The 24338-nt window shown below is 41.6% G+C and carries 18 protein-coding genes and 3 tRNA genes; 11 read left to right on the plus strand and 10 right to left on the minus strand.

Going from position 1 to position 24338, the window contains the following annotated elements; genetic code table 11:
• The first annotated feature begins 937 nt into the window (after nucleotides 1–937).
• Nucleotides 938–1162 carry a GpE family phage tail protein gene (locus PING_RS21165; protein WP_049752999.1) on the plus strand — a complete coding sequence of 75 codons (225 nt, stop codon included), beginning with the start codon at nucleotides 938–940 and terminating at the stop codon, nucleotides 1160–1162.
• A gap of 287 nt (nucleotides 1163–1449) precedes the next feature.
• Entirely contained in the window at nucleotides 1450–2145 is a 696-nt protein-coding gene (locus PING_RS17640; RefSeq protein ID WP_011771652.1) for a hypothetical protein, read from the plus strand.
• A gap of 910 nt (nucleotides 2146–3055) precedes the next feature.
• Here the strand turns inward: PING_RS17640 and PING_RS17645 are convergent.
• The 3 genes from PING_RS17645 to PING_RS17655 all read right to left on the minus strand — a co-directional run bounded on the left by PING_RS17645 (nucleotide 3056) and on the right by PING_RS17655 (nucleotide 3365).
• Nucleotides 3056–3132 (minus strand) — tRNA-Pro (locus tag PING_RS17645).
• A gap of 39 nt (nucleotides 3133–3171) precedes the next feature.
• Nucleotides 3172–3247, minus strand: a tRNA-His gene (locus tag PING_RS17650).
• Nucleotides 3248–3288: 41 nt separating this feature from the next.
• Nucleotides 3289–3365 (minus strand) — tRNA-Arg (locus PING_RS17655).
• A 183-nt stretch (nucleotides 3366–3548) separates the two neighbouring features.
• Between PING_RS17655 and rnr the strand changes: the two genes are divergently transcribed.
• The 7 genes from rnr (at nucleotide 3549) to PING_RS17690 (ending at nucleotide 10875) form a co-directional block, all read left to right on the plus strand.
• Nucleotides 3549–6053 (plus strand): ribonuclease R, encoded by a 2505-nt coding sequence (gene rnr, locus PING_RS17660; protein ID WP_011771653.1) that lies wholly within the window; start codon nucleotides 3549–3551, stop codon nucleotides 6051–6053.
• A gap of 106 nt (nucleotides 6054–6159) precedes the next feature.
• Nucleotides 6160–6900, plus strand: coding sequence for a 23S rRNA (guanosine(2251)-2'-O)-methyltransferase RlmB (gene rlmB / locus PING_RS17665; RefSeq protein ID WP_011771654.1), 741 nt, complete (start codon nucleotides 6160–6162; stop codon nucleotides 6898–6900).
• A gap of 273 nt (nucleotides 6901–7173) precedes the next feature.
• Nucleotides 7174–7575: a 30S ribosomal protein S6 gene (rpsF, locus tag PING_RS17670; protein WP_011771655.1), complete on the plus strand. Its 402-nt coding sequence runs from the start codon at nucleotides 7174–7176 to the stop codon at nucleotides 7573–7575.
• 8 nt (nucleotides 7576–7583) lie between these two features.
• Nucleotides 7584–7889 carry a primosomal replication protein N gene (gene priB / locus PING_RS17675; RefSeq protein ID WP_041766680.1) on the plus strand — a complete coding sequence of 102 codons (306 nt, stop codon included), beginning with the start codon at nucleotides 7584–7586 and terminating at the stop codon, nucleotides 7887–7889.
• 9 nt (nucleotides 7890–7898) lie between these two features.
• Nucleotides 7899–8126 carry a 30S ribosomal protein S18 gene (gene rpsR / locus PING_RS17680; RefSeq protein ID WP_011771657.1) on the plus strand — a complete coding sequence of 76 codons (228 nt, stop codon included), beginning with the start codon at nucleotides 7899–7901 and terminating at the stop codon, nucleotides 8124–8126.
• 16 nt (nucleotides 8127–8142) lie between these two features.
• The gene (rplI, locus tag PING_RS17685; RefSeq protein ID WP_011771658.1) at nucleotides 8143–8595 is read left to right on the plus strand and encodes a 50S ribosomal protein L9; all 453 of its coding nucleotides are present in this window, start codon (nucleotides 8143–8145) and stop codon (nucleotides 8593–8595) included.
• 540 nt (nucleotides 8596–9135) lie between these two features.
• Nucleotides 9136–10875, plus strand: coding sequence for a P-loop NTPase fold protein (locus PING_RS17690; RefSeq protein WP_011771659.1), 1740 nt, complete (start codon nucleotides 9136–9138; stop codon nucleotides 10873–10875).
• Between the two features lie 631 nt (nucleotides 10876–11506).
• Here the strand turns inward: PING_RS17690 and PING_RS17695 are convergent.
• From PING_RS17695 to prfB, 7 genes are all read right to left on the minus strand, one after another.
• On the minus strand, nucleotides 11507–12439 hold the full coding sequence (locus PING_RS17695; protein ID WP_011771660.1) for a DHH family phosphoesterase: 933 nt from the start codon (nucleotides 12437–12439) through the stop codon (nucleotides 11507–11509).
• A 414-nt stretch (nucleotides 12440–12853) separates the two neighbouring features.
• Entirely contained in the window at nucleotides 12854–13042 is a 189-nt protein-coding gene (locus tag PING_RS20795) for a hypothetical protein (protein ID WP_157035402.1), read from the minus strand.
• A 406-nt stretch (nucleotides 13043–13448) separates the two neighbouring features.
• Nucleotides 13449–15509, minus strand: coding sequence for an ABC transporter permease (locus tag PING_RS17705; RefSeq protein ID WP_011771661.1), 2061 nt, complete (start codon nucleotides 15507–15509; stop codon nucleotides 13449–13451).
• Nucleotides 15509–16579: a quaternary amine ABC transporter ATP-binding protein gene (locus PING_RS17710; RefSeq protein ID WP_011771662.1), complete on the minus strand. Its 1071-nt coding sequence runs from the start codon at nucleotides 16577–16579 to the stop codon at nucleotides 15509–15511. Before PING_RS17710 ends, PING_RS17705 begins: the two co-directional genes overlap by 1 nt.
• Nucleotides 16580–16826: 247 nt before the next feature.
• A complete protein-coding gene (locus tag PING_RS17715) occupies nucleotides 16827–17759 on the minus strand; it encodes an ABC transporter substrate-binding protein (RefSeq protein ID WP_011771663.1) in 933 nt (310 codons plus the stop codon).
• 1031 nt (nucleotides 17760–18790) lie between these two features.
• Nucleotides 18791–20320 carry a lysine--tRNA ligase gene (gene lysS, locus PING_RS17720; protein ID WP_011771664.1) on the minus strand — a complete coding sequence of 510 codons (1530 nt, stop codon included), beginning with the start codon at nucleotides 20318–20320 and terminating at the stop codon, nucleotides 18791–18793.
• A 127-nt stretch (nucleotides 20321–20447) separates the two neighbouring features.
• A protein-coding gene (prfB, locus tag PING_RS17725) for a peptide chain release factor 2 (protein ID WP_157035403.1) occupies nucleotides 20448–21546 on the minus strand; the annotation gives its coding sequence in 2 pieces (ribosomal slippage) (nucleotides 20448–21470 and nucleotides 21472–21546; 1098 coding nt in all).
• A gap of 570 nt (nucleotides 21547–22116) precedes the next feature.
• Here prfB and PING_RS17730 point away from each other — a divergent pair.
• Together PING_RS17730 and ilvN are read left to right on the plus strand one after the other, a co-directional pair.
• Nucleotides 22117–23841, plus strand: a complete 1725-nt coding sequence (locus PING_RS17730) for an acetolactate synthase 3 large subunit (RefSeq protein ID WP_011771666.1) — start codon at nucleotides 22117–22119, stop codon at nucleotides 23839–23841.
• Nucleotides 23834–24334 (plus strand): acetolactate synthase small subunit, encoded by a 501-nt coding sequence (gene ilvN / locus PING_RS17735; RefSeq protein ID WP_011771667.1) that lies wholly within the window; start codon nucleotides 23834–23836, stop codon nucleotides 24332–24334. Before PING_RS17730 ends, ilvN begins: the two co-directional genes overlap by 8 nt.
• Nucleotides 24335–24338: the final 4 nt, after the last annotated feature.

Raw genomic sequence — 24338 nt, forward strand, 5'->3', positions numbered from 1 at the left:
GCTCTACAATTTCTTTAAACGAGATAACTGATCTTCCTATAAATATTGAAAAATTTGATATATTTATAGGAAGATCAGTTGTGGCAGTAAATTTACTAAGCAAAAAAAACCAATAAGTTCTGGTTGATGCTGGCATATAACTATTTTCTTGAATATACATGCATCACATACTCACAGGATATGCACAGCAGCAGTTTATGCCACGCAACTTTATCCCGTCAAAACGCGGGCAATGAAAAAGAAACTATAGAGACGGATAATTTTTATAGGAAGAGGCTATGTAAGTGGCTGATTGTGAAAACTAAAAATCCTGTAACATTTTACAATATTACGGGCTTTTCTATATGTGGTCGGTGACAAATGGAGCAGCGAATAAGCGAAGCTTAATATCTGAGCAATCTTGTAAAGTGACAGCTCAGTGTACGAGTAAACTACTTATTCTGCTATCAAGCTGCGCTAATCACCGAAAATCTAGTTTTACATCTAGAAAAGATGGGACGAATGCCGGGGATTGAACTCGCATCCGTCAAAAAGGTTTGGCTGACCTACCTTTTTCCTATTCGCTTGTGAGCTGATATTTTATCTTTCGTCGTTGGTTTTCCGCCTTTGACAGCGTGTCACTTTTCTTTGAACAGCCAAAGAAAAGCTGCCCAAGCCATTTTTTTATCTTGCACTGCCCAACCACTTTTTAACGCACCAGTCCAGAATGCACATCCCTGTGCATGGCATACTTAGTGGAACCATCCAGGTTTGACTTACTAAAGCTCTTTTTCACTACTATGAGTTTGTCTGACTTCTAACTCGTTATATTTATCGACTACGCTAATCAAGCTTCTCAATAAACTGTTTATTTAACAAACAACGAGTTGGACCTCCCGAGTTCCGTGTAAAAGACATCACCGCATGCACAAGCTCTCTGACTGCGAAGAACTGATAAATGACTAGCGAATACCTGATAGGTTTTGAGTCTATTTATCATATTTCCTTTTCTTTCAACCAACAAGCGGTGGCCAGTTTTTCCATGCATATAGACTCCCTGTCGCTCTACGTCGATTTAGCAATCATCTTTCACTGGCAGTCCAATGAGATAGATAAGCTCACATTAGATGAATTATTACTATTTAGAGATGAAGCCGACAAACGCAGTAAAACAGAAGAGTAAATAACAAAAAATAGGCTATTTAGCTCCTTTATTTTTTTCTCGCCATAGGCCTGCTTGAATACTATGGTATTAATGTTTGGCTATTTGATAATGTACTGTTGTTTGAAATTGAACGGAATTCGCTGTTAGCGTTATGGTTTGGATTGCATTCTTATGAAATAAATATCAATTTCAAGTGCTGATGTAAGATATCATGAAGTTTGATGTTGCTGTGATTAGATTAATTATATGTTCATCTTCGTAGAGTTTAAGAAGCTTTTCATTGTCTAAGTTGATTAGGAGCAGTTATGAGTATAAATAGTAAAAAAAATAGGAATAAAAAAATAAATGATAAAAAAAATAGAGCCAAAGAAAAAGAAAAAAAGTTCAGTTTGAAGAGTGGAAAGTTGATCAGTACTGCAGATGGGCAAGTTGTTAAATACCTTTATTTAACAAAAATAGAGCATGTTGATACTTGGGTCAATGGTGGTGATATTCCAATAGCATTAGCCAGTACATATTTGAGTGATACCCGTTCTGGAATTATGACTCCAGATGAAAATTTAATACATGAATCACCAATTCCAATTCCATCATTAAAAAATATCGGAATTAGAATTGAGAATGTACGTAGCCTAACTATGACAAATTGTCGCGGAAACGGTATGAAAATACCGAACATGAAAAATGCTCATTATTATAAACAAGATGGCTTAATACTATCGTTTTGTAATTCGTTTAATAATGAAGTTGCATATAAGCTCGATAAAAAAGCATGTGTCAAAGTGAATGATATTAAGGCACTTTGTGGGGTGATTGATAAGCAGTTGGGGAGAAAAGGAGTTATGCGTTCATGTCAGTATACTCATAGTCACAAACGAAATCACTTTTTGAAACATGTCGATGATTCTTGGCAAGATGAATTCAGGTTGTTTTGGCTTATCAAAGAAAATAAAAGCGTGACTCTTCCTAGTGGTGTATGCGAGTTCGTTTCTGAATTTTAGCATATCACCATAAGCTTATGGTGAACGAATTCGGGGACAGCCAAATCTTTTTATAAATAAACCAAACCAATGCGGCTACGAATTCCCCGTCGATTTTTTCTGTAATGAGCATCTATTTTAGCAAGTAGAAACAGGATCGAATTGAACGCTAGTTCAGGTTTATGAACGGGATAAGCTCTGTGTTGCCCTTCTTTCCACTAGCCTCGGTACGCACAGTGGTGAGGCGCTTGGATGGGGCGAAAGCCTCAGTTTTCTAGCCGCAAAAGTGTGCAAAGTCTCTTATAACATTTACGACTTCCTCCAACGAAACAATCAACTGAATGAGCCATTTCAATATTAATATTAATCAAAATAGCAATTCTAAAATACCTTTAAAAGATCGCGCTGATCTTTCTATAAATGTTTAAAATTAGATATATTTAGAAAAAAGACCAGAGGTAGACAGTAAATTCACCGATCAAGCAAAAACCACTCAGTTCAGTCGATGCTGGCACATAAGCTTTTACTTGGATATACACGTAATAGATTAGCGTTGTTTTGCTTCACGTACTCACAGGATATGGACAGGAGCAGTTTATGGTCACAACATTTTGCTTATGGAGAAGTGTTCAAATTATACGGTGAAGAAGTCCTTGCTAGAACAAATAATATTAATCAAAAGAAGCCGTTTGAGTTATTTATTGTGAGAAACTTAAAAGCAAAAAGCCCGTAACACTTTGCAGCGTTACGGGCTTTTCTAAATGTGGTCGGTGATAAATGGAGCCCATTGAGCGACAGCTCAGTGTATGGGCAAACTAATTATTATTCCCTCTGGTCCAACTCTTTATAAATTTAGGAAAGCACACTAATTAAAGTGCACGCTCAAACTCCAGACGAAAAAAAACCGCAACAAGTGCGGTTTCTTTAAATGTGGTCGGTGATAAAGGATTCGAACCTTTGACCCCCTGGTCCCAAACCAGGTGCGCTACCAAGCTGCGCTAATCACCGAGAACTTATTTTACATTCTTGTTTTACATCGAGAAAAGATGGGGCGAATGACGGGGATTGAACCCGCGACAACCGGAATCACAATCCGGGGCTCTACCAACTGAGCTACATCCGCCACTAAAACTTATTATACTATTTACTTACCAACCGAAAGAATGGTGCACCCGACAAGATTCGAACCTGTGACCTTTGCCTCCGGAGGGCAACGCTCTATCCAGCTGAGCTACGGGTGCTCGCGTCTTTAGCGTGGCGCGAATACTACTGATTGCGGCACTGTCTGTCTAGTGTTTTTTGCAAGTTTTGGTTTTTTTTAGTGTTTTTTATTGTAAATAACCTCTCACGGGAACATTAATCAGACGATTTCCGTATTTTCAGATATACTTTCAATAATTTACCCACAAATAGAGTCTTCAATTATGACCCAAGACCCCTTCCTAGATCGCGAAGCGCAAACTTACGAGCATCCAGTGCCAAGTCGTGAATTTATTTTAGAATATTTAGAAAAACAAGCAAAACCTATTAGCCGTGATGCCCTGTTTAACGCTTTTTCTTTAAGCGGTGAAGAGGAAGCCGAGGGGTTGCGTCGTCGTTTAAAAGCGATGGAACGTGATGGGCAATTAGTCTGGTGCCGTAATGCGACTTATGCACTCCCGGACAAATTGAATCTAATTAAAGGTAAAGTGATTGGCCACAAAGATGGTTTTGGTTTTTTGAAAACTGAAGAAGAAGGTGCCGATCTTTTTTTACCCGCACATCAAATGCGTTTACTCTTTCACGGCGATAAAGTCCTTGTCCAACCGGTTAAAGTTGATTCGCGAGGTCGCACCGAAGCGCGTTTTGTACGTTTATTAGAAGAACGTAAAGAACCTATTGTCGGCCGTTATTTTGTCGAAGACGGCATCGCTGTCGTGGTGCCCGATGATTCTCGCATCAATCAAGATATTCTCATCAATCAAGATAACAATCTCGGTGCCCGCCACGGACAAATAGTCGTAGTGGAAATTCTCCAGCGTCCAAAACCTCGTTTGACTGCAAAAGGTAAAATCACTGAAATACTGGGTCAAGATATGGAACCCGGTATGGAAGTTGAGGTTGCACTGCGTACTCATGATATCCCGCATCAATGGCCTGAAGGTTTAGACAAAGAATTAGAAAACTTTACTGAAACTGTGCCTGAAGAAGCGATACAAGGGCGTGTAGATTTACGCCAATTACCACTGGTCACAATAGATGGCGAAGATGCGCGCGATTTTGATGATGCGGTTTTCTGTAAAGCTGAAGCCGGTGGCGGCTGGCGTCTGTGGGTAGCTATTGCAGACGTAAGCTATTACGTTCGACCCGGTACTATTTTAGATAAAGAAGCGATTAATCGTGGTAACTCGGTCTATTTCCCCGACCAGGTTGTGCCTATGTTGCCGGAAATATTATCTAATGGATTGTGCTCGTTAAATCCGCAGGTCGATCGTTTATGTATGGTCAGTGAAATGGTTATTTCTAAAGCCGGACTGCTCACGGATTACAAATTCTATGAAGCAGTAATGAATTCTCATGCACGCTTTACTTATACTAAAGTAGCGGCCATTTTAGAGGGTGATCAGACACTGCGCGAGCAGTACAAACCTTTAGTGCCTCATATCGAAGAGTTAGAGCACCTTTATAAAGCCTTCAAGCGCGCACGCAAGATTCGAGGTGGAATGGAGTTTGAAACCTTAGAAACGCGTTTTATTTTTGATCAAAACCGTAAAATAGAATCTATCGAGCCAATAACACGTAACGATGCGCATAAGATCATAGAAGAATGCATGATTCAGGCAAACGTTGCTTCGGCACGTTTAATTGGCAAGGCAGAAGCTGCTGCGTTATACCGCGTTCATGAAACTCCCAGTCAGGAAAAATTAGTTAACTTCCGTTCATTTTTGTCAGAGCTTGGTTTAAGCCTTGCCGGTGGAGAGAAACCGGCACCGCGTGATTATGCGGCATTAGCTGAAGAATTTGCGGGTCGTGAAGACAGTGAGCTTTTACAAACCATGTTATTACGCTCAATGAAACAAGCTGTCTATCAAGATGAAAATCTCGGACACTTTGGCTTGGCGTTAGAAGAGTACGCTCACTTCACCTCTCCTATTCGTCGTTACCCGGATCTGATTTTACACCGTGCCATTAAATATTTAATCGAACATCAGGCAAAGGGTCAGTTGAAATCAAAATGGACCAATACCGGCGGATATCATTATCTACATGAAGAGATGGGTGCCTTAGGCGAGCATTGTTCAATGACTGAACGCCGCGCCGATGATGCCACTCGTGATGTAGGTGACGCTTTAAAATGTGAATATATGCAGGATCATGTTGGTGATGTAATGCACGGCACTATTGCCGCTGTCACCAACTTTGGTTTCTTTGTACGCTTAACGGGTATTCAAATCGATGGCTTGGTCCATGTGACAAGCTTACTGTCTGATTATTATATCTTTGATGCAGGCAAACAAACCCTTAAAGGTGAGCGTACGGGACGTACCTTTAGGATCGGTGATGCATTAGATGTGAAAGTGTTGTCAGTTAATTTAGATGATAAAAAAATCGATTTTGAATTAGCGGATCAAGCGGCAGCGGGACAACGAAAACGAGCTCAAAATACGGCCGCGCGTGAAAACGATCGCCCGATAGATAAACGGGCACGGTCAAAAGCGGCGGGCAAAGGTCGCGCAAATGATAACGCTAAAAAAAGCGATCAGCCGGTTGAAAAAGAACCCGCTAAGCAAGAGCAAAAAGCCAACAAGCCCAAAAGAAAAAGAACGATAAAACAGGGCGAAAAAAACACCGCATCATCAAAAACAAAAAAAACCACGGCAACAGCTAAAAAAGTAGGTCGTGCTGATCGCCGTAATAAAATAAAACAAGCAAACAAAATAAATAGCTAACAGCTAGGAGCTACGAGCGGCGAGCTAGGAGATACAAGCTTTCTAGCTTTCAGGCGTTCGAGCTGCGAGTCTTGAGCTATTATCAACAAATAGAATTAGAGAAAATATGAGCAAAAGTGAATTACTTTATGGCATCCATTCAGTTGATGCCTTATTAGAGAAACAACCAGAACGTTTTATTGAAGTTTATGCATTAAAAGGACGTGAGGACGAACGCCTTAATAATATTATTGCTAAATTAAATGAATGGGGTATTTCCGTCCAATTAATGAACCGTAAAGCCATGGATGATAAGTCGGAAGGAGAGCAACACCAGGGTATTATCGCCCGCGTTAAAACGGCCAAGGTCTTAAACGATAATGACTTAGACAGTTTATTGGAGAGTTTAACTGCACCGCCTTTTTTACTTATTTTAGACGGTGTAACGGATCCGCATAATCTAGGTGCATGTCTGCGTAGTGCAGATGCAGCCGGTGTGCATGCAGTGATTATCCCTAAAGATAATTCAGCAAGCTTAACCCCCGTAGTGCGTAAAGTCGCCTGTGGAGCAGCAGAATCAGTGCCTTTAATTCATGTCACTAATCTGGCTCGAGCGATGCGTTCATTACAGGACAAAGGTGTCTGGATTTATGGTACAGCGGGAGAAGCCACACAAAGCCTCTATGACTGTAAACTAGAAGGCGGCATGGCACTTGCGATGGGCGCGGAAGGTAAAGGATTACGCCGTTTAACACGTGAACATTGTGACCAGCTGATTAAACTGCCAATGGCGGGAGCCGTTTCCAGCTTAAATGTCTCGGTAGCAACCGGTGTCTGCTTGTTTGAAGTGGTTCGTCAGCGCGGATAACAAAATTTTCGGCTATCAGCTATCAGCTATCAGCTATCGGCTGACGGCTGATAGCCGATAGCGGCAAGGCTTCGAGCTTTGACCTAGTGTCCTCTTTCAAGCAGATATAATGCTTCGCAAATATTCCCTTATTATCAAAATAACTGCTTGCGCCAACAAACGCTAAACTGTACACTTTACCGCCTTAAATCAACCACCTTTTTTGTTCCTTGCTTCTATTGGTACGGTTGAGCCAAATCAAGAAGCTAATAACCCGTAAGGAGCGATTTTTATATGCGTCATTATGAAATCGTATTTATGGTTCACCCTGATCAGAGTGAACAAGTTAATGGTATGATTGAACGTTACACAGCCTCTATCACAGAAGCTGGCGGTACAGTTCATCGTCTAGAAGATTGGGGCCGTCGTCAATTGGCTTACCCAATCAACAAACTACACAAAGCACACTATGTTCTTATGAACATTGAAGCTGGACAGAACGTAATCGATGATTTGGAAAATGCTTTCCGTTTCAACGATTCAGTGATCCGTAACATGATCATGCGTACTAAAACTGCTGTGACTGAAGTTTCTGTAGTGGCAAAAGCAAGAGAAGAGCGTGTTGAACGTGCTCCTCGTGCTCCACGTCCAGAAGTGAAAGCAGAACCAGAAGCAGAAGCAACAGCTGAAGCATAAGCTACTTAGTGACTGATAACTTTTTGCGACTTTCGGGTGTAGTAACTGAAAAGCCTACATTTAAAAAAAGTCCTAGCGGTTTACAACACTGTAATTTAGTGATTGAACATCGTTCTATGCAAGAAGAGGCTGAATTACCACGCAACGTTTTTTGTTATATGCCCGTTGCAGCAAGTGGAATACTTGCCAGTCAGTTAAAAGATAAATTATCGAAAGGGATGCAAATAAGAGTAAGTGGTTTTATCACTTTTCATCAAAGCGCAAATAAGCTTGGAAAACTCGTGTTGCATGCTCAGTACATAGAACAAATTTGAGGAAATACCATGGCTCGTTACTTCCGCCGTCGTAAGTTCTGTCGTTTCACCGCTGAAGGTGTTAGCGAAATTGATTACAAAGACGTTGTTACGTTAAAAAATTACATCACTGAAAGTGGTAAAATTGTACCTAGCCGTATTACTGGCACATGTGCTAAATACCAACGTCAACTAGCGCGCGCCATCAAACGTGCACGTTACTTGTCACTTTTACCATACACAGATTTACACAAGTAAACAGGAGCTATAGATTATGGAAATTATCCTACAAGATACAGTTGCTAACCTTGGTAAACTTGGCGATAAAGTTGTTGTTAAATCAGGTTACGCACGTAACTTTCTTTTTCCACAACAAAAAGCTGTTCCAGCAAACAAAGCAAACTTAGAAGCTTTTGAAACACGTCGTGTTGAATTAGAAGCTAAGCAAGCTGCTAACCTTGCTGCTGCAGAAAAACGTGGCGCTGCATTAGCTGCATTAGAAGCGGTTGTTATCGCATCTAAAGCCGGCGATGTTGGTAAACTATTCGGTTCAATCGGTACGCGTGATATTGCTACTGCAATCACTGCTGCTGGTGTACCTGTTGTTAAAAGTGAAGTTCGTCTTCCTGAAGGCGCTTTACGCAACACTGGTTTATTCGAAATTGCTGTAGTAGTACACTCTGAAGTGTCTACTATTGTTAAAATTGAAGTTGTTCAAGCTGAATAATTCAGTTTTGATAAACTAAGATTATAAAAATACCTGCTTTCGAGCGGGTATTTTTTTGCCTAAAATCCCCCCTTCTCTTTTCTTTTTTTCCCTGACGGTGACTTTCTTTTCCAGATCCTTTCCTTAAAAATTACGCTGCTGACTTTTTTGTTTGTAGGCTTTCGCTTGCAGCTGATGGCTAAATTTTCATTGTTGGTCTTCCGCCCTGACGGCGTGTTACTTTTTCTCAACAGCAAGAAAAGAGTAACCAAAAAGTGCCGTTCCGAGACGTTTTTTATTCTTGCACTGCCCAACCGCTTTTTAACGCACCACCTCAGACATTACGTCCCTGTACTGGCTGAGGTTAGAGAAAACATCCATGTTTTCTCTTGCTAAAGCACTTGTTCAGCACAAGAAAAACGTACGGAAATTTTCGTAGCCACATTGGTTTGATTATCTGCTCAATAATTTCATTTTCGAAATTTTTGAGATTACACCGTGTATAAACAATCAGTTATGCTATGTTGATTGAAATACTCAATACCCCCTTCGAAGGTTGCCATGACCGATATAATTAAGCGAATTGAAAACTTATTTAAAGACGACTCTATGCCACCAATGATTTTAATTGATGGCGACTGGGGTTCAGGTAAGACTTATTTTATAAAAAATAAATTAATCCCTCACTTTGAAAATAAAGACAAAAAAGTAGTTTTCTTTTCTCTTTATGGCATATCAGATTTAAATGACTTTAGAGATAAATTGCTTTCTGTTTATTCTATGAATGATAAAGATGCTTCCACTGGCTTTAAAGATTTAAGTACTATCTTCACTAAACTTGGCAGTGTATTGGGAGAAAGTAACGCAAGCAATCTTGGCGCGATAGCCAATAGCCTGACAGGTATGATCAAGCATGCTGCATTAGGACGAATTAAAGGTTTTACTTTGATACTCGATGATCTCGAGAGAGTTGCAGACGATAAATTAACAGGATTGCTACTCGGGGAGTGTATTGAGCTAGCGGAAAACAATCAGATTAAAATTATTGTTGCCGCTAATGCGAAAAAAATAACGACTAACACTATGTTAGAAAAAGCATTTGTCGACATCATTCCCTATAAAACATCACCCGAAGAGATGGTCAATATAGCTATTGAAGGAATAGAACTATTTGAAAAAAATAAAATCAATATTAAAAACGAAGTAATACGTTTAGATTATACAAACCTAAGAGTACTTAAGCGCGCTCTTTTTAGGCTAAAACCCGTGCTGCAAAAAATTAAAGAATCAAATGAGATCATTAAGGAACCCTCAGCGAAAATAGCTACTTCGACTATTCTAGCAATCTGCTTCGCACATTATGAAAAGCATTATACAAAAAAAGAAATAAGTAAAAACGTGGTACGCTCCGAAATAATAAAAATACACCTTGACAATAAAGGCAAAAAAACTGACCCCCCCTCAATGAAAGAAAAGGAGTTATCGATAATATTAGGCAATGTGAATACAGTACTAAATACTCTAGACTATTGCTTTGGCGAAAAATTAAAAATAAATATAATCAATGATTTGAATCTCCCAAAGAAAAAAGATCCATTAAACTCCATGATTACAGGGAATTATATCTACGGTACTGAAGAAGAATTTGTACTCGGAATCGCTTTACTTAAAAAATGCATTATGTCTAAAGAGACTGTTAACTTTGAGCAATGGGGAAAAGCGTGCCATATGCTGCTTTATTTTTCCCGATTTAATTATATTAATGATACAGAAGAAGATCTCTGGGTTACGATTAATGAGTTCAAAAACATAATCGATTTCGCCCCAAATGATGGCTACACTAGCTGGATTAGCAGCATAGATAACCAAGAATTGAAGAATATATTAAGAGAAAAATCCGCCAGTGCTAGTAATAAATCTCAAAATATAGCAACAAAGGCTTTCAAAGATGTAATGGTACATTCATGGAAGAACGCCCTAGAGACTGAGATTCACAGCTCACAGTCTAATAAGGTTTTATCTTTTACCGATTCTGAGTTTCTGAATCAATGCATAGAAAACTGGGATGCTATTGATATAAAAGAATTCAATATCGCATTAGGTGAGCGATATGAAGTACTTACTAGCAATAGTTACGATCAGGAACTTATTAATTTAAAGGGTATTAAAAAAATGCTGGAGGAAAAGCTGCAGAAAATGGAAAGCAGCTTTAAAAAAGGAGAATTAACCAAATTACTCCACACTTCCGGTAAGACCCTTAAACATCTCATAGATATTCAAGCCAAAAATTCGCGTGACTAGCTAATCATAATGAAATAAACCAATGCGGCTAGGTGATCCCCTTCCATTTTTCTTGCAATGAACAAATGCTTTAGCAACAGAAATCATGGAGCGAATTGAACGGCAGTTCAGGATTATGAGCGAAGATAAATTGGACACCCATACTTTTTTGCGAATAATCTAACCACTGCGGCTAGGCAATTTCCGTACGTTTTTCTTGTCTGAGAAATCACTTTAGCAAAGGAAATCATGGATGATTTCATTAGGCTCGGCTCTGCACATGGATGTGCTGTCCGAGCCGGTGCGTTAAGAAGTTATTGAGCAGACAAGAATAAAAAACGTCTCGGAACGGCATTCTTTTGGTTACTTTTCTTTTGCTGTTGAAAGAAAAGTAACCCGCCGTCAAAAGCGGAATACCAACAAATAACGTTAAACCAAGCGCTTACAAGCGAAGGCCTATGACAAACCAATTCGGCTAAGCTCTGACTGTTCAGTTACTTGCTAGTGTTTACGCTAGATATCGCTTTCAAAGGAAGTCATCGGAGAGGTTTGTTGGGCTGTCATTATGAATATAAATGTCTCCTTCGAGAAAAAGTAACATAGCTTTAATCGAAGGAGTTTTACGATGATTTATCGTTTAGTGTTGAAACGATTAACCATCTGCATTAATAGCTGAAATTAGTTCTGCAAGACCAGCTTCACTTTGATCATGTGGAACTTGACAAGTCCCCGCTGCATTATGTCCGCCACCATTGTATTTAAGCATTAACTCGCCAACATTGGTTTTTGAACTACGGTCAAAAATAGATTTACCGGTAGCAAAAACTGTATTTTGCTTTTTAAGGCCCCACATAATATGAATTGAAATATTACATTGTGGAAATAATGCATAAATAACAAAACGATTACCTGAGTAGATAATTTCTTCTTCTCTTAAATCAAGAATAACTAAGTTACCATGAACCGTAGCACAACGTTTAATCTGCTCTTTAAATTTTTCTTCGTGCTCAAAGTAAAGATCGGTTCGTTCTTTAACATCAGGAAGTTCTAGTATCTGGTCAATGCTGTGATCTTTCCCAAATTCAATTAGAGCCATCATGAGTTCGTAATTTGAGATACGAAAATTTCTGAAGCGACCTAAACCTGTTCGAGAATCCATAATGAAATTAAGCAGTTCCCAGCGTTTAGCATGTAACACTTCTTCTTTATTGAATTGAGCAGAGTCAGCTTTATCTACTGCATTCATCATACTTTTCCAGCTAGCGGGGAAGGTTTTTTCTCCGCCGTAATAATCGTAAACAACGCGAGCAGCTGAAGGAGCATCAGGATCGATAATATGATTATCTCGTTTTTCATTACGCAGTGTTTCACTATGATGGTGATCAAAGGAAAGATGAATACCGTCAACATAAGGTAAGTTGGTCGAAATATCATCTGGCCCTACTTCAATAATTCCGTCTTGCATATCTTTAGGGTGAACAAAAAGAATGTCGTCAACTAAATTAATATTTTTGAGTAAAATAGCACACACTAAACCATCAAAATCACTACGAGTAACTAAACGATATTTTTTATTATCCGACATCTATTATCTCCATTAGATATAATTTATTTTTATTATTAAACATTCGCTCTTTATTAAAACATACTAACAGATAAATTGAAGATAAATTGGACACCCATACCTTTTTACGAATAATCTAACCAATGCGGCTAGGAAATCCCCTTCCATTTTTCTTGCAATGAACAAACGCTTTAGCAACAGAAATCATAGAGCGAATTGAACGGCAGTTCAGGATTATGAGCGGGCTAAGCTCTGCGTGCCCTTGTTGATTTCTGTAAGTTCAGCTCTGCACATGGATGTGCTGTCCGAACTGGTGCGTTAAAAGCATTTGGGCAGTGCGAGATAAAAAGATGGCTAGGGGTGACGCTTTTGCCTACTTTTTTTCGGCATTTAGAAACATAACTTATTCGAACTGCGAAACTGCGTTTCGGTTTCTCAACGTTTACTCGCCGTCAGGGCGAAACCACCAACAACGAAAGTTAAACCAACCGCCCACAAACGAAAACCAACAAACAAGCCAATGCAGCTAGATGATCCCCCTCCATTTTTCTTGCAATGAACAAACGCTTTAGCAAGTGAAACCCGGACGGTTTCACCAGGTCTGGCATGCACAGGGATGTGCATTCCGGACTGGTGCGTTAAAAAGCGATTGGGCAGTGCAAGATCAAAAAATGGCTAGGGGTGGCACTCTTTTGCTGTTGAAAGAGCATGACTCCCTCGAACTGCGAAACTGCGTTTCGGTTTCTCATCATCTACCCGCCGTCAAAAGCGGAATACCAATAAATAAAGTTAAACCAAGCGCTTACAAGCGAAGGCCAACAAACAAGCTAAATAGTTTCACTAACATTCCCACGTGGAGCGTAAAGAAAAAAGACAAAAAAACCCCAGGGTTAAGTGAGGCTCAATATCAAAATAGCAAATTGAGGCCTAAAGCCTCAAACCATTATTTTGTTTGTGGACGCATATGCGGAAATAACAATAGTTCAGATTGGACACCCATACCTTTTTACGAATAATCCAACCAATTCGGCTACGCAATCCCTAACACTTTCTTACGCTGCTCTGCCCAAGTATGGATCAAATGGTCTACTGCCAAGCCGATAAAGGCGACGCATAAGCCGAGCACAATGCCTTGGCCCATAGCGTTGGCTTGAGACAAGGATTGCATGATCAGCTGACCTAAGTCGTCAGTACCGATAAAGGCGCCGATAATAACCATAAACAAAGCGAAGATAACGGTTTGGTTAATGCCCAACATGATGTGTGGGAACGCCAAAGGTAGTTCAATTTTTAATAAACGCTGCATGCGGTTAACCCCTGACATGGAGCCTGCTTCTTGCAAGGATTTAGGCACGTTACTCAACCCTTCTACGGTGTAACGTGTGGCAGGGATAGTAGCGTATACGATCACCGCAATAAGCACTGATAAATCACTCACGCCAAACAACATGATGACGGGAATTAAGTAGACGAACGACGGGAATGTCTGGAAGGTGTCACAAACCAGCAATATAACTTTAGTTGCTCGGGGGGTTCGAGAGCACAAAATGCCAACACTGCAACCAATAGTAACAGAAATGATGACCGCGAAGGTGGTCATATAGGCTGTAATGAGGGCTTGGTCCCACCAGGGTGTTAACGCAATAAAGGCAATCAAGGCTGTCACAATAATAGCTGAGCGAATGCCTCCAACAATGTAACCGGTGCCTGCAACTAGAAAGAGGGTTGCAGCGACTGGCATCGATAGATAAGCCTCTTTCATGGGCATCAAAATTGAGGTGATCATGAAGAAGTTGAAGCTTTGCACGGCGTCGTAAGTGTTGGTGATGATCCAGTCAACGATAAAGTCCCAGAACTTTTCGGTAGTCAACCCTTGTGAATCATTGATGAAGTAGAGGTAGTTAGCCTTGTCTGGGAAAACCACCGTCACAGCGTAGGCAATAGCAGAGGTGACGATCAAAATTCCCAAGAAGGCGAGCGAATGCTTGTGACGCAAATGGAAGGGTAATTCAGCAAAGTAATCGCTCTGCTTGTTAGCCCAGGCCAGGGATAACTTATCCAAAACCACAGCAATCAATACAATAGACACACCCAGTTCGAGGGCCTGGCCTATATTGAGCATGTTCAATGACACCAGTAAGTCGTAGCCCAACCCCTTTGCACCAATAAAAGAGGCGATGACGGCCATGGCCAAACACTGCATAATAACCTGGTTAACGCCGATCAGAATGTCATGGCGTGCTGTTGGAATGAGCACCCTGAACATCAGTTGGCGTGCGTTGCAGCCACTCATCATGCCAGCCTCCAACACCTCCGGAGAGACTTTTTTAAGGCCTAAAATAGTTAAGCGGATCATTGGGGGAGTGGCGAAAATAATTGTTGAAATAGCACCCGCATGGTCACCAATGCCAAAGAATACTACCACTGGGATTAAGTAAGAGAAGTGAGGCATGGATTGAGCCACGTTTAACAGTGGCGTCAGGATGGACTCGAAGCTTTTGTTCTTAAAGGCCAGTATACCTGAGGTTAATCCCAGGAAAACCGACACGGGCACCGCTACTAACACAAAGGAAAGGGTTTGCATGGCGGGTGTCCACTGACCAAATACAGCAATGTAAAGGGTGCTGGTGCCGGCTAAAATAGACAGGCTACGGCCCCCAAGATAGTGGCCAATTAAAAAGGCACCCGCAGCCACCGCTGGCCATGGCAGTGCTGGGATGCGAGCCCATTCGTTTGCGCTGATAAATTCCCAGCTGGTAAAAGCCACCACGGTTTTAACGCCACCTAATAGCAGTTCTCGAATCAAATTAATGCTAAAGAGAATCACGCCAGACAGGCCGCGCGTAAACTCTTGTATCATGGTCGATTCTTCGGTGATGTCTAACTCAGGATCGTAAATCTCTACGACCCAAAAGTCATCAATAAGGAACTTAAGACCGTCGTTAACAATGTCAGGCAACAGCCAGAAACTGGTCTCTTGTAGGCGCCATAAGTTACCACCAGTGGCGGGGTCGATGACGATTACAAGGGCAAAGAACACCGCCAATAAAGCGACAAACTGAGTCCATTTATGTCCGGTAAAATATTGCATTAGGTTTGGCTCTCATCTGATGTATTCACTGGCATGCTGTTAGCTTCATCAAACAAGACGTCCATAATGATGTTGCGGTTTAACACACCAACAATATTACCTTCTGCAGCAGTGACAGCCACTGGATGCACCTCGGTTAGCACGGGTTTTGCTACTGTGTCTATAATGGCGTGTTCAGATACAGTGATGTCACTCATCTCTACAGAGGCATCATATTCTTCCATGATGGTTTGGCAGGAGAGTACGCGCTCGCGTGGCACGCCACGGGTAAATCTGGCGACGTATTCCGTGGCGGGGTTGAGTACGATATTGCCCGGGGTATCAATTTGTTCGATGACACCATCTTTCATAATGGCGATGCGGTCGGCAAGGCGGAGCGCTTCATCAAAGTCGTGGGTAACGAATAATATGGTCTTATGTAATACAGTCTGTAAACGTAAGAACTCGTCTTGCATCTCCCTGCGAATAAGAGGGTCCAGAGCTGAGAAGGGCTCATCGAGGAACCAGATATCAGGTTCTACAGCCAATGAACGAGCAATGCCGACACGTTGTTGCTGGCCACCAGAGAGCTGGCGTGGGAAGTAATTCTCACGACCGGTGAGCTCGACTAAATTTACCATATCCATCGCACGGTCCATGCTGTCATTGGTGCTCATACCTTTTACTTGTAATGGTAAGGCAATATTTTCTAGCACTGTTTTGTGAGGAAGGAGAGCAAAACTTTGGAATACCATGCCCATTTTGTTACGACGAATGTTGATAAGTTCTTTTTCATTCATGGCAAGCAGGTCTTCACCATCAATAAATATATCGCCTGCAGTAGTGTCGAACAGGCGTGAAATACAGCGCAAAAGGGTTGATTTACCAGAGCCTGATAGGCCCATGATGACGAGTATCTCACCTTTGTGCACTTCAAAAGAGGCATTGTTAACGCCGATGACACATCCGGCTTCAAGTAATGATGCTGTTTCTACTTTTCCGTCTGACTGTTCCAGTATTTTTGCAGCGTTGTCGCCAAAAATTTTATAGACAGACTCACACTTAATGACCGGCTGAGGTGGTATTGGCATAATTAAATTCCTATAAAAAGAGGTGCTAAAAAATGTGTTTGTTGGCGCGGGATCAATGGGTCTGTCGGACTAACAAGCGCAATAGATTATTGTGCTACTGAGTCATCGGCTCTGCTGTCACGGTGAAAAAATAGACCCAATAAACAGCGACCTTGGCTAAATAAAGCATCAAGGTCTCTGGTCTTGTATTGAATAACGAACCACAGGCCTAACCTGAATGCCGCGCACTCAGGTCAGAGGGTTTGGCTTAGAGCCAGCTTTTCCATTTTGCTTCGTTGTCAGCCAGCCATTTAGTAGCGGCTTCTTCGTGGCTCATACCATCGATGTCAACCAATGCAGCCATGTTGCCGATATCACCTTTAGTAAAGGAGATTTGGTTAAAGATTTTGTAAGCTGCTGGCCATTTTGCAGGCATTTGATAATAAGCGGCCTTCTTCAACCAACCCGCCGCTGGAGAGCCACATTTGCCATCACCACCAGCTGAAACCTTACAGCCATCGCTATACGCGGGGAATTCAACGAAGCTGCCACCGTCACCGGCATCGGTGAAGTTAGGTGACCAGTTAAAGACCACAACCGCACGGTTGTCTTTAGCTGCCGACTCCAGTTCTGCCCAAAGTGCACCAGATGACCCGGCAAACTTAGCGGTAAAATTCATGTCAAGTGCTTCGATGCGGTCTAGGGTTTCTTGGCCATGCCAGTCCATAGGCCCATCGAGATAGCGCCCCTTGCCACCACTGCCGGCTGTTGCAAACAACTCGGAGCAATCGTTTAGTGCTTTCCAGGAAGGTAGGCCAGGGCATAGCTCGCCAACATAGGCAGGATACCACCACTCTTCCTGAGAAACAGCAGCGTGCTTGCCTACATCAATGATGCCGCCAGCGTCTAAGGCGTTGTTGAAGGACTTACCAAAAGTAGACTGCCATATTTCGTGAGCAATAGTGACGTCACCGTTACGAATCGATTCGTAAACCGCCTGGCTATCAGCGGGTACATAAGAAACATTGTCGCCAATGCTTTCGAAAATTCCACCGATAACGTATGCCATGGTGATTTGGCTCGTCCAGTTATGGGTAGGAATAACAATAGGTTCTTTCGAGTCTTCTGCTTGGGCTACAGTAGCGCCAAGTACTAGTGAGCTAACTGCAGCGGCAGTAGCTAGTTTTTTTAAAAATTTCATATATATTTCCAGATAGTATTGTTATCAGTAGGTAATCATTACTTTCTTTCTTTCTTCGATTACAGGCGAAGTTCTGTTTCGTTATCTTCCGCACTAAAGCCAGATCTCCTTAGGTAACTGAGATCAACTCTTGTAACCCTTTTTCTGGCTGCTCTGTCGGTGCGGTAGCGGAAGAGCCATCTTTGGGCTGCTTCAAAAGCACGTAATTGGGCAAAGCCGCTTGGGCCAGCCACTTTGAATGGCAATTCTAAAGCTCATAATGACGACTGTTTTACAGGCGTTGTATCGTTAGCCAGACAAGAGCATGATGGGGCGACGATTGAATGCGGAAAAGCGCGCACTCTAACCGGTAACAGTTAAGCTATGAGGTTCCGCAATGAGACGCACTAAACTCAGGTTAACCTATGGTGCATATGATGAAGGCAGGATCTGTGTGGAGAAACAGAAGGCCGGGGGTGGGCAGACCACCGATCTGAATACGAGACTTCGAGAAACGCAGGAGGGAAGCGCTCGAATGGCTCAAGCATAAGAAAATACTTGGTGACTCGCATGTCAGCGGGTCATATCATAACACATTTAATAAGAATAGCGGGACCACCCGAATAGCAGGACGAATAGCACAGACTGGACACCCATACTTTTTTATGAATACCCCAACCAATGCGTCTAGGTGAAAGCCGTACTGGTGCGTTAAAAAGAGGTTGGCAGTGCGAGATCAAAAATGGTAAGCGAAAGCTTACTACCAACCAAATCGCTTATACCAAACAACTGGCACACAGCCTAACTGGATAGGCATTCCCACGCAGAATGTGAGGAACGATGCACCTCCAATTACAATACCTATTTAGCTAAAAGTGAGGATTTTTTCCTCAGCATTTAGAAGCATAACTTATTTGAACTACAACAACACCAACACCAACACCCGTGGAAAGCGTAAGGAAAAAAGACAAAAAAAAGCCCCATAAAAACGAGGCTCTTATTTTGAATTTAACTGATAGCGGACAGCTAATGACTGAAAGCTATCTTCACAGTTATTTTGCTTGTGGACGCATATGCGGGAACAACAATACGTCACGGATTGTATGGCTGTCCGTAAATAACATCACCAGACGATCAATACCAATACCTTCACCCGCTGTTGGCGGCAAACCGTGCTCAAGTGCGGTAATATAATCCGCATCGTAGAACATCGCCTCATCATCACCGGATTCTTTCTGAGCAACCTGATCCATGAAACGCTCAGCTTGATCTTGAGAATCATTAAGTTCAGAGAAACCATTAGCAAGTTCACGTCCGCCCACAAAAAACTCAAAACGATCGGTCACACTCGGATCTTGATCATTACGGCGGGCAAGAGGTGAAACCTCAGCCGGATAAGCTGTTATAAAGGTTGGTTGAAGCAGTTTATGTTCCGTTGTTTCCTCAAAAATCTCGGTTAAGACTTTGCCTTCACCCCAGTTCTCTTTAATATTCACATTGAAACGTGCGGCTAAGGCTTTAAGGCTTGCCATGCTTTCAAGTTCAGAAGCTTCAATGCCTTCATTGTATTGCAGCACGGATTCTTTCATGGTCATGCGGATAAAAGCAGCGCCAAAGTCAAACACTTGATCGCCGTAGTTGACAATGCTTGAACCTAATACATTTTCTGCAATACTGCGTAACATCTCTTCCGTCAGATTCATCAGATCGATATAATCTGCATAGGCCTGATAAAATTCGATCATGGTAAATTCAGGGTTATGGCGGGTTGAAACGCCCTCGTTACGGAAACTGCGGTTAATTTCAAATACACGTTCAAAACCACCTACTACTAAACGTTTTAGGTTTAATTCAGGGGCAATACGCAGGTACATGGGTAAAGAAAGTGCATTATGGTAAGTTTCAAAGGGTTTTGCCGCTGCGCCGCCGGGAATAGATTGCAGCATGGGTGTTTCTACTTCCATAAAGTCGCGATCATTTAAATACTGACGGATAGCATTAACGATTTTATTACGTAACAGGAATGTCTTGCGCGAGTTGTCATTGGCAATCAAGTCCAGATAGCGCTGACGGTAACAGGCTTCTGTATCAGAAAGTCCATGGAATTTATCGGGTAACGGACGCAGTGCTTTAGTTAGAATACGGATTTCAGAGACTTTAATGCTTAATTCATTAGTTTGGGTTTTAAACAAAACCCCTTTTGCACCAATGATATCGCCTAAATCCCATTTTTTAAATTCAGTGTTGTAGAAACTTTCAGGGAGCTTATCACGGGTCACATAAAGTTGAATACGACCGCCCATATCCTGAATAGTCGCAAAACTTGCTTTGCCCATAATACGGCGCATCATCATACGACCGGCAATACTGACTTCAACCGCGAGCTCTTCAAGCTCTTCTTTGGTTTTATCATCATAACGTGCATGTAAATCATCAGAGATATTTTCACGGCGGAAGTCATTCGGAAATGCTTGTCCCTTTTCACGCATGGCATCTAATTTGGCCAAGCGTTGTGCCATAATGTCATTTAACTCTTGTTGTGGTGCTTGCTTTGCTGCTTGTGTTGGATTCTGCTCTGACATGATATTTCCTATTATCTTTCACTGTTAATTTGGTTTGTTGACCTGATTCTCGACCCCACGGCATAAAAAGCTGGAAGGCTACGAGCTTCGAACTATGAGCTTCGAGCTAGCGGCTCGCGACTCAAAGCTACAGTCCTGACTTCAAACTGGCTTCGATAAATTTATCCAAGCCACCATCCAATACCGCTTGCGTATTACGACTCTCAATACCGGTTCTTAAATCTTTGATACGTGCATCATCTAAAACATATGAACGTATTTGACTGCCCCAGCCAATATCTGATTTACTGTCTTCACTGATTTGTTTTTCGGCATTTTGCTTTTGCAATTCATGTTCATACAATTTGGCTTTTAGCTGCTTCATTGCCTGATCTTTATTCTTATGTTGTGAGCGGTCATTTTGACACTGCACCACAATATTGGTGGGTACGTGGGTAATACGTACCGCAGATTCCGTTGTATTGACGTGTTGCCCGCCCGCGCCCGATGCACGGTACACATCAATGCGTAAATCCGCCGGGTTAATCTGAATATCAATATCATCTTCAATTTCAGGGTAGATAAAGGCAGATGCAAAGGAGGTATGACGGCGCCCTGATGAATCAAAGGGTGATTTTCGAACCAAGCGGTGAACACCGGTTTCGGTGCGTAACCAGCCAAAAGCATATTCGCCAGTAAAACGAATGGTGGCTCCTTTAATACCGGCAACATCCCCTGCGGAGACTTCCATCAACTCGGTTTTATAACCGTGTGCTTCTCCCCAACGCAGGTACATACGCAGGAGTATATTTGCCCAGTCCTGAGCTTCTGTTCCGCCAGAGCCCGATTGAATATCTAAATAGCAGGAGCAAGCATCGTGATTACCGGAGAACATACGGCGAAATTCTAACACCTCTAATTTTTTTTCCAGCTCATTTACTTCTTTTTGGGCTTCATCAAAACTGTCCTGATCGTTTTCTTCTGTGGCCATCTCAACCAGCATTAGAATATCTTCGGTTCCCGCACTTAACGCATCTATAGTGTCAACAACCAACTCTAAGGCACTGCGCTCTTTACCTAATGCCTGCGCGCGTTCCGGTTCACTCCATACTTCTGGTGATTCTAATTCACGACACACTTCTTCTAAACGTTCAGCTTTGGCGTCGTAGTCAAAGATACCCCCGAAGTACTTGTGCGCGCTCAGTTAAATCTTTTACTTTATTTAAAATAGGATTTACTTCGAACATTAAAAATCTCAATTAGTCTAAGGATAAAATGAGTCGAATTTTAACCAATATCAGCACAAATAAATAGAGTAGATCAAAAATAAATATCCTTTGAAACCCCGCATTGAAACTTGCTGAACGGGTATTTAAGCGCTGTAAGAGCATTTTAATTTTTGCTCAACTGAGCATAAAGTATTCTCTTGAATGACCTCTGACGCTACCTTCTTTTTTAACATGCAAATTGCTGTTGACGCGATTTTTTAAATAAAAAGCAGTATTAAGAAAAAATCTAGCCATTAAGATAACTTACATAAGCAAACGACTTGGAAATGCAGGCATCAGTATCTTCAAGTCATTGAGGTAACGAGGCTGTTCATCCCCTCCTTCTTGACTAATATTTTGTCGTGCTTCTAATAAAATAAAATTAAGTTAATTTTTTTACCTTTTATTTGGTGCAATTATTTGTCATTAACGTAAAGTTAACTAGCACGAATGCAGGTCATGAATCATGGTCACATGTAATCAAGGTTCACCCTCACCCAATACAGGTGGGAAGTGACGCAATTTACCAATTGTATAAAGGAGAAAGTTATGGAGATGTTATCCGGCGCCGAAATGGTTGTCCGATCACTACAAGACGAAGGTATTGAACATATTTTCGGTTACCCTGGTGGATCAGTATTAGATATTTACGATGCGATTTTTCAATCTGATAAAATTGAACATTATTTAGTACGTCATGAGCAAGCTGCTGTACATATGGCAGATGCATACTCACGTGCAACCGGTAAAGTGGGTTGTGTACTAGTAACAGCCGGACCCGGTGCAACAAACTGTATTACAGGTCTTGTAACAGCTTACATGGACTCTATTCCATTAGTTGTGTTATCTGGTCAAGTACCAACCAATTGGATCGGCGATGATGCTTTCCAGGAAGCAGATATGATCGGCATATCGCGTCCCGTGGTAAAACACAGTTTTTCATGCCGTACCGCTGAAGACATTCCAATTGCGATCAAAAAAGCATTTTATATCGCATCAACAGGCCGACCAGGTCCAGTGGTTATCGATCTTCCAAAAGACGTACAAAGCCCCCTTCATAAATTTCCTTATGAATACCCTAAATCCGTTGAACTGCGTTCTTATAAACCAACGCTAAGCGGTCATAAAGGACAAATTAAACGCGCATTAGCGGCATTATTAGGCGCTAAAAAGCCCGTTTTTTATGTCGGTGGCGGTGCGATTATTGCCAATGCATCAAAACAAGTACTAGAGCTAGCTGAGAAATTAAATTTACCAGTAACTAATACCTTAATGGGTCTTGGTGCATTTCCTGGTGAACACAAACAATTTATCGGTATGTTAGGCATGCACGGTACTTATGAAGCTAACTTATCAATGCATAACGCAGATCTTATCTTCTCTGCCGGTGCTCGTTTTGACGATCGAGTAACCAATAATGTTGATAAATTCTGCCCGAATGCAAAAATTATGCAGATAGATATCGACCCAACATCAATTTCTAAAAACATTCATGCGGACCTGCCAATTGTAGGATCGATTGAAGTTGTACTTCAGCAGATGTTAGACCTACTTGAAGAAACTAAAGCAACGAATGACAGTGAAAGTATTAATGCTTGGTGGGATCAAATTAATGAATGGCGTGCTAAAGACTGCCTTGCTTACCAAACATCTGAAACACACATCAAGCCACAACAAGTGATTCAATGTTTATATAAAGTAACCAAAGGCGATGCTATCGTTACTTCTGACGTTGGTCAGCATCAAATGGTTGCCGCACAATATTACCCATTTAAAGAACCTCGCCAATGGATTAACTCTGGTGGAGCGGGCACAATGGGCTTTGGTTTACCAGCTGCAATGGGTTGTAAGATAGCATTCCCAGATCGCCCTGTTGTATGTGTAACGGGTGATGGCTCTATTCAAATGAATATTCAAGAGTTATCAACCTGCATGCAATACAACATTCCTGTTGTTATCTTGCTATTAAACAACCGTTCATTAGGTATGGTAAAACAGTGGCAAAAAATGTTTTATGACGGTCGCCAATCTCACTCTTATATGGATAGCGTGCCGGATTTCGTTAAATTATCTGAAGCATATAACCATATTGGTATCAAAGTAGATAAGATTGAAGAGCTTGAGCCAGCATTAGAACGTGCATTTGAATTAAAAGATCGCGTGGTATTTATTGATGTAGCTATAGACCCTGAAGAACATGTTTACCCGATGCAAGTTAAGTTCGGCAGTATGCAAGACATGTACCTGAGTCAAACGGAGAGAACCGATGCGTAGTATTATTTCAGTATTATTAGAAAATGAACCAGGTTCGCTTGCTCGTGTTGTTGGCTTATTTGCACAACGCGCATATAACATCGAGTCATTAACCGTTTCACCAACTAACGATTTAACATTATCAAGAATGACGATTACAACTGAAGTTGATTGTAAAGCGACACTTGAGCAAATGATGAAGCAATTACACAAGTTAGTTGACGTGTTACGTGTTTCTGAATTAACAGAAGGTCCACATGTTGAACGTGAATTACTATTAATCAAAGTACGTACTTCTAACAATGAAGATCGTGAAGAAGTAAAACGTACCTGTGATATTTACCGAGGTCAAATAGTAGACATCACTCAGCATCTTTACACCATTCAATTAACAGGGGCAGGCGTTAAGTTAGATGCGTTTCTTGATACGATTAATAATGCAAGTGAAATTGTTGAAGTTGTCCGCTCAGGCGTCTGTGGTATTGCGCGTGGTGAAAAAGCATTACGCGGTTAATTTC

The sequence above is a fragment of the Psychromonas ingrahamii 37 genome (genome assembly GCF_000015285.1).
Classification (GTDB): domain Bacteria; phylum Pseudomonadota; class Gammaproteobacteria; order Enterobacterales; family Psychromonadaceae; genus Psychromonas; species Psychromonas ingrahamii.

Coding starts and splice junctions, on each gene's coding strand:
- rpsF (WP_011771655.1), top strand. CDS start 7,174: ATGCGTCATTATGAAATCGTATTTATGGTTCACCCTGATCAGAGTGAA.
- PING_RS17695 (WP_011771660.1), bottom strand. CDS start 12,439: ATGTCGGATAATAAAAAATATCGTTTAGTTACTCGTAGTGATTTTGAT.
- lysS (WP_011771664.1), bottom strand. CDS start 20,320: ATGTCAGAGCAGAATCCAACACAAGCAGCAAAGCAAGCACCACAACAA.
- rnr (WP_011771653.1), top strand. CDS start 3,549: ATGACCCAAGACCCCTTCCTAGATCGCGAAGCGCAAACTTACGAGCAT.
- PING_RS17710 (WP_011771662.1), bottom strand. CDS start 16,579: ATGCCAATACCACCTCAGCCGGTCATTAAGTGTGAGTCTGTCTATAAA.
- rpsR (WP_011771657.1), top strand. CDS start 7,899: ATGGCTCGTTACTTCCGCCGTCGTAAGTTCTGTCGTTTCACCGCTGAA.
- PING_RS17705 (WP_011771661.1), bottom strand. CDS start 15,509: ATGCAATATTTTACCGGACATAAATGGACTCAGTTTGTCGCTTTATTG.
- PING_RS17640 (WP_011771652.1), top strand. CDS start 1,450: ATGAGTATAAATAGTAAAAAAAATAGGAATAAAAAAATAAATGATAAA.
- PING_RS17730 (WP_011771666.1), top strand. CDS start 22,117: ATGGAGATGTTATCCGGCGCCGAAATGGTTGTCCGATCACTACAAGAC.
- rplI (WP_011771658.1), top strand. CDS start 8,143: ATGGAAATTATCCTACAAGATACAGTTGCTAACCTTGGTAAACTTGGC.
- ilvN (WP_011771667.1), top strand. CDS start 23,834: ATGCGTAGTATTATTTCAGTATTATTAGAAAATGAACCAGGTTCGCTT.
- PING_RS17690 (WP_011771659.1), top strand. CDS start 9,136: ATGACCGATATAATTAAGCGAATTGAAAACTTATTTAAAGACGACTCT.
- PING_RS20795 (WP_157035402.1), bottom strand. CDS start 13,042: ATGCACATCCCTGTGCATGCCAGACCTGGTGAAACCGTCCGGGTTTCA.
- rlmB (WP_011771654.1), top strand. CDS start 6,160: ATGAGCAAAAGTGAATTACTTTATGGCATCCATTCAGTTGATGCCTTA.
- PING_RS17715 (WP_011771663.1), bottom strand. CDS start 17,759: ATGAAATTTTTAAAAAAACTAGCTACTGCCGCTGCAGTTAGCTCACTA.
- PING_RS21165 (WP_049752999.1), top strand. CDS start 938: ATGACTAGCGAATACCTGATAGGTTTTGAGTCTATTTATCATATTTCC.